This window comes from Streptomyces sp. NPDC055078 (assembly GCF_053607985.1).
Genome location: NZ_JBSGUP010000600.1, coordinates 1 through 5,109, shown reverse-complemented (window position 1 = coordinate 5,109; position 5,109 = coordinate 1). Strand labels below are relative to the sequence as shown.

At 69.7% G+C, this 5,109-nt stretch carries 4 protein-coding genes; 2 read left to right on the top strand and 2 right to left on the bottom strand.

Annotated elements, in window-relative coordinates; genetic code table 11:
• Nucleotides 1-68: 68 nt before the first annotated feature.
• Nucleotides 69-1,142, bottom strand: a complete 1,074-nt coding sequence (locus ACWF94_RS32985) for an MBL fold metallo-hydrolase (protein ID WP_453496995.1) — start codon at nucleotides 1,140-1,142, stop codon at nucleotides 69-71.
• Between the two features lie 50 nt (nucleotides 1,143-1,192).
• On the bottom strand, nucleotides 1,193-2,365 hold the full coding sequence (locus ACWF94_RS32980) for an NAD(P)-dependent alcohol dehydrogenase (RefSeq protein ID WP_453496992.1): 1,173 nt from the start codon (nucleotides 2,363-2,365) through the stop codon (nucleotides 1,193-1,195).
• Nucleotides 2,366-2,994: 629 nt separating this feature from the next.
• Between ACWF94_RS32980 and ACWF94_RS32975 the strand changes: the two genes are divergently transcribed.
• Together ACWF94_RS32975 and ACWF94_RS32970 are read left to right on the top strand one after the other, a co-directional pair.
• Nucleotides 2,995-4,455, top strand: coding sequence for an aldehyde dehydrogenase family protein (locus ACWF94_RS32975; protein ID WP_453496989.1), 1,461 nt, complete (start codon nucleotides 2,995-2,997; stop codon nucleotides 4,453-4,455).
• 254 nt (nucleotides 4,456-4,709) lie between these two features.
• Nucleotides 4,710-5,109, top strand: a 400-nt coding sequence (locus ACWF94_RS32970; protein WP_453496987.1) for a MarR family winged helix-turn-helix transcriptional regulator, incomplete at its 3' end; no start/stop codon positions are given.

The window sequence follows — 5,109 nt, the reverse complement described above, 5'->3', positions numbered from 1 at the left end:
CGCCGGAGCGGACCGGGCCCTGCTGTGTTGCTGGGCGCCTCTCGGGGAGGGCTGTGACCGGGGGTCGGTCACTCGCCGGGCTGCGGCAGGATCAGCCTCTCGAAGCCGGTGACCATGCCGTACTCCAGGCGCAGGGCCTCCAGGACCGAGTACGCGTGGTACTTGGTCATGACATCGGCGCCGGCGAGCCGCTGGGCCCAGGTCTGGCCGTTGTCGGTGACCTTGTCCAGCGTCTTCTTGGTGACGTAGTTGGTCATCTCGTTGAAGTAGTTCTCCCACAGCAGCCAGGCGTTGCTGAAGCCGATCTTCTCGATGTACTCGAACTCCTGGCCCTGGCTGAGGGCCTCCTTGGAGAACTCCACGATGTCGTTGGTGTAGTCGCGGGAGGCTTTGGCGTCCTCGGGGGTGCCGTAGCGGTTGACGTGGCCGGAGACGACGCCCTTGAAGTCGTATTCGAGGATCCAGTCGTGGGCCTCCGCCCAGCCGCGGATGTTCTCGGACGCGTCGCAGTGCTTGAAGGCGCTCCAGCCGGGGCTGATGATGTCGATCGCCGCGAGGGCCTTCTGGCGCGGGGCGTAGATGAAGATGTTGCCCGGCGTGTGGTTGACACCGTGGTAGTCGAGATGGAACCGGACGCCGTTGACGTCGAGGGTGTCGCTCTCGGTGATGGTGTCGGTGGGTGTGGGCAGGCCGCGCTCGCCGCCGAGGTCGGGCCAGCGCTCGATCATCTCGCGGGTGTAGTCGTGCGAGATGACCTTGAGGTCCTTGTTGTTCCCGAAGATTCCGGCGGCGCCGATGTGGTCGGAGTGCCAGTGGCTGTAGATGAGGTGCGTGACGGGCTCGTCGGTGACCTCGGCGATGGCCCGCTTCAGGTTCTCGCCCAGCAGCGGCGGGGCGTCCACCACGACCACGCCGTTGCCGGTGCGGACGAACATCGTGTCGTACGCCCCCGATGTCACGTAATAGGCGCCGTCGTGGATCTCCTCGACGTGGTAGCCCTTGGTGAGCCGCGCGGGCAGGAAGAGCGACCCGTAGCTGTCCGCGGGTATCGGACGGTAGTCGGCGTGGGTGTGCAGGGGCATGCCCGCGGCGCCGAGCTGGTAGCGGTCGGTGGGGACGCCGGGCTTCTGGTGGTCGTTCACGATGCTTTCCTCTTGATTCGTGGGGCGGGGGAACGGTGCTGGTGGCTCCGCTACTCCCCGATGCGCAGAACGGGCTTGATGACGGCCCCCTTCTGCGTGTCGGTGACGGCTTGGTTGATCTCGTCGAAGCCGTAGTGGGTGATGAGCCGGTCGAAGGGGAACCGGCCGGCTCGGTAGAGGTCGATGAGCTGCGGGATGAACAGCTGGGGGATGGAGTCGCCCTGGGCGATCCCGCGCACGGTCCGGCCGCCGAGGAGGGCGTTCATGTTCACCGGGGCGTGGGCTCCGGCAGGTGCGCCGCCGATGAGCGCGGCCGTCCCGAGCGGGGCGAGGGCGTCGACGGCGAGGGTGAGCATGTCGGGCCGTGCGGTGATCTCCAGGACGTGGTCCGCGCCGCCCCCGGTGATCTCGGCGATCCGGGCGGCGGTGTCCTCGTCCTTGGCGTTGACGGTGTGGGTGGCGCCGAGTTCGCGGGCGAGGTCGAGGCGCTCGGGCACGATGTCGACCGCGATGACGGGGGACGCTCCGGCGACCTTGGCGGCCATCACGGCGGCCAGTCCGACGGTGCCGGTGCCGATCACGACGACCGACGACCCGGCGGGGACCTTCAGTGAGTTGAGGACGGCGCCCGCGCCGGTCTGCAGTCCGCAGCCCAGCGGTGCCAGGAGTTCCAGGGGTATGTCGTCGCCGACCTTGACCGCGTTGCGCTCGGTGGCCAGGGCGTGGGTGGCGAAGGACGACTGGCCGAAGAAGTGGCCGTGGATCTCCTCGCCGCCGGCGCTCAGGGCGTTGGTGCCGTCGGGGCGGGAGCCGCCGAAGTTGAGGGGGAAGGACTCCGCGCAGTAGGCGGGGTTCCCGCTGCGGCAGGGGCGGCAGTGGCCGCACGCCTGGTACGACATCACCACCCGGTCACCAGGGGCGACCGAGGTCACCGCGGCACCGACCCGCTCGACCACACCCGCGCCCTCATGGCCCAGGACAGCGGGCAGCGGGGTGGGCAGATGCTGGTCCCGTACATGGATGTCGGTCTGGCAGACACCGGTCGCGACGACCCTGACCAGGATCTCGTCCGGCCGCAGCCGGGTGTCCAGTTCCAGGTCCTCGAAAGCGAACGGCTCGCCCTTGGCGCGGACGACGGCCGCCCTGACCGGGGTGGTGGCGCCGGTCGAGGGGCTGGGGCCGCCGGGTGGGTGCGGGGAGGGCGAACCCTGCGCTGCCGCCATGATCAGTTCTCCAAACCGGATACGTCCCACGGTCAGGGCGGGCGCCGCTGGTGGGGCGGTGATCCATCGGCCGCCGCAGCGGCGCGGACTCTCCGAACGAGACTCCGGTGCCGGCGCGCTCCGAGGCGCGGTCCCGACACTCATTTAGTTCGTTGTGCAACGAATCATAGGCACGCCTTTCGATGGCGGTCAAGCGACCCTGCGGGGCTGCCCTGCGGCGGTGCCGGGGGTGGGGAATGCCGGCCCTCCGGTGTGCGTTGAGAGGGATGTATTTCGTTGCAAGAACAACTATATTACTGATGCTGTACGGCCCTGAGCAGGAGCGATCCGGCCGCTCTCACCCTTCGGTCGTCAACGACGAGCCGATATCGCCCGCCCGGCGCACACTCGGGGTACACGGGGGAGTCAGGCGGACCATCACACCCCACCGTCTCTCCGAACCCCGGGCCACGCATCCCGGAGCCGAGCCGGTGGACCGGCCGCCGGAAGCGCACGCCGCGACCGCGCACGCCGCGACCGCGCACGCCGCGACCGCGCACGCCGCGACCGCGCACGCCGCGACCACATACGCCACAACCGCACACGCCAGAACCGCACAGGCGACAGAAGCACCCAGGGAGATGCCCCTCATGTCAGCAGTCAGCACGGTCCACGCCCGCAACCTCATCGACGGCGAGTGGACCGACGCAGCCAAGGTCACCGAATCGCTGAACCCGGCAACGGGGGAGGTGCTGGGCACCTATGCCGACGGCGGCGCGGACGAGGCGCGGGCCGCCATCGACGCCGCCCGCCGGGCGTTTGTGACGGGTGACTGGTCCCGCGATCGTGACCTGCGGGCCAAGGCCCTGTTCGAGATGTCCGACCGGATGGCGGCGCGGCGGGACGAACTGGTCGACCTGCTGTCCCGGGAGAACGGCAAGATCCTTCCGGAGGCCGCGCTGGAGGTCGATCTGACGATTTCCAAGATCCGTTACTACGGGGCGCTGGCCCTGACCGAGTCCGGCCGTGCGCAGGAGGTCAAACCGGGGCTCTACTCGATGACCCTGCGCCAGCCGGCCGGGGTCGCGGGAGTGATCGCGCCCTGGAACTCCCCGGTGATCCTTTCCGTACGATCCTTCGCCCCCGCACTGGCGGCGGGTGCCACGGTCGTCCTGAAACTGCCCGGCCAGACCGCGCTCACGAACCAGCTGCTGTTCGACATCGTCGGCGGCACGCCCTCCCTCCCGCCGGGTGTCTTCAACGCCTTCACCGAGTCCGGCAGCGCGGGCGCGCGGCTGATCATCGCCAGCCCTGATGTGGATGTCATCAGCTACACCGGCAGTACGCATGTCGGCCGGAGCATCATGGCCGACGCCTCCGCGACCCTGAAGGGCATGTCGCTCGAACTGGGCGGCAAGACCCCGATGATCGTCTTCGACGACGCCGACCTCGACGCGGCCGTCCCCGTCCTGACCAAGGCGATCACGACCTTCACCGGCCAGTTCTGCATGACCGGCAGCCGCGTCCTGGTCCAGCGCGGTATCGCCGACGAACTGCGCACCCGCCTCTCCGCCGCCCTGGAAGCCGTACGCGTCGGCCCCGGCAGCGATCCCGCCAGCGACATGGGCCCGCTCATCGACCGGGCCAACGCCGACCGGGTCCACCAGGCCGTGGAGGATGCCGCCGAGTACGCCAAGGTCGTCGTCAGGGGTGGCCGTATCACCGAAGGACCGCTGGCCGCCGGGGCCTTCGTCCAGCCCAGCCTGATCGAGATCCAGGACACGGACCGGCCCATCGTCCAGCAGGAGATCTTCGGCCCCGTCGCCACCTTCGAGATCTTCGACGAGGAGACCGACGCGATCACCCGCGCCAATGCCACCGAGTTCGGCCTGGCGGCCGGCATCTGGACACGGGACGTCGACCGCCCGCTGCGGGTCGCCCGCGAACTGGACGCCGGGACGGTCTGGACCAACACCTGGGCCGTCATCGTCGACCAGATGGAAGAGGGCGGCTTCAAGCAGAGCGGTGTGGGACGCCTCAACGGCGAACGGGCCCTGGAGGAGTTCCAGGAGATCAAGCACATCGTGCACCCCGCGCCACGCCGGAGCTGACACCTGTCCGAGACGCCTCACGCCGGAGCCGAGACCCCGGCGGAGGCGCCTCACCCGCCGAAGTCGAGACCCCGGCGGAGGCGCCTCACCCGCCGAAGTCGAGACCCCGGCGGAGGCGCCTCACACGCCGGAGCCGACACCCGTCCGAGGCCCCACGCCGGAGCCGACACCCGTCCGAGGCGGCCTCATACCGGAGCCGACACCTGTCCAGGCCCCATACGGGACCCGGCACCCAACCCAGGAAGGAGTCCGTCATGACCCAGTCCACCGCGCTCGGCCCCGACGAGCAGCAGACCCTGCGGTCCTTCCTGACCGCCGCGCGTCTGCTGTCCGAGCAACTCGGCCATGAGCTGTGGCGCGAGACCGGTATGCGGCAGATCCACTACGAGATCCTGGCGTGGCTCTCGGAGGCCCCCGGGCACCGGCTGGGCATGGCGGACCTGGCGCGCAGGACAGCCGTGTCACCGAGCAGGCTGTCGCATCTGATGGACCGGCTGGAGGAACTGGGCTGGGTCCGGCGGACGAGCAGCCCCGATGACGGGCGCGTCCATCTGGCACAGCTCACCGACGATGGCCGGGCCACCCTGGAGCAAGCTGCGCCCTGGCACGGCGAGTGCGCGCACGCCCGGCTGCTGGATCTGCTCACCCCCGAGC

Excerpts from the sequence above, each read along its gene's own strand:
- ACWF94_RS32975 (WP_453496989.1), top strand. The coding sequence starts at position 2,995 with ATGTCAGCAGTCAGCACGGTCCACGCCCGCAACCTCATCGACGGCGAG.
- ACWF94_RS32980 (WP_453496992.1), bottom strand. The coding sequence starts at position 2,365 with ATGGCGGCAGCGCAGGGTTCGCCCTCCCCGCACCCACCCGGCGGCCCC.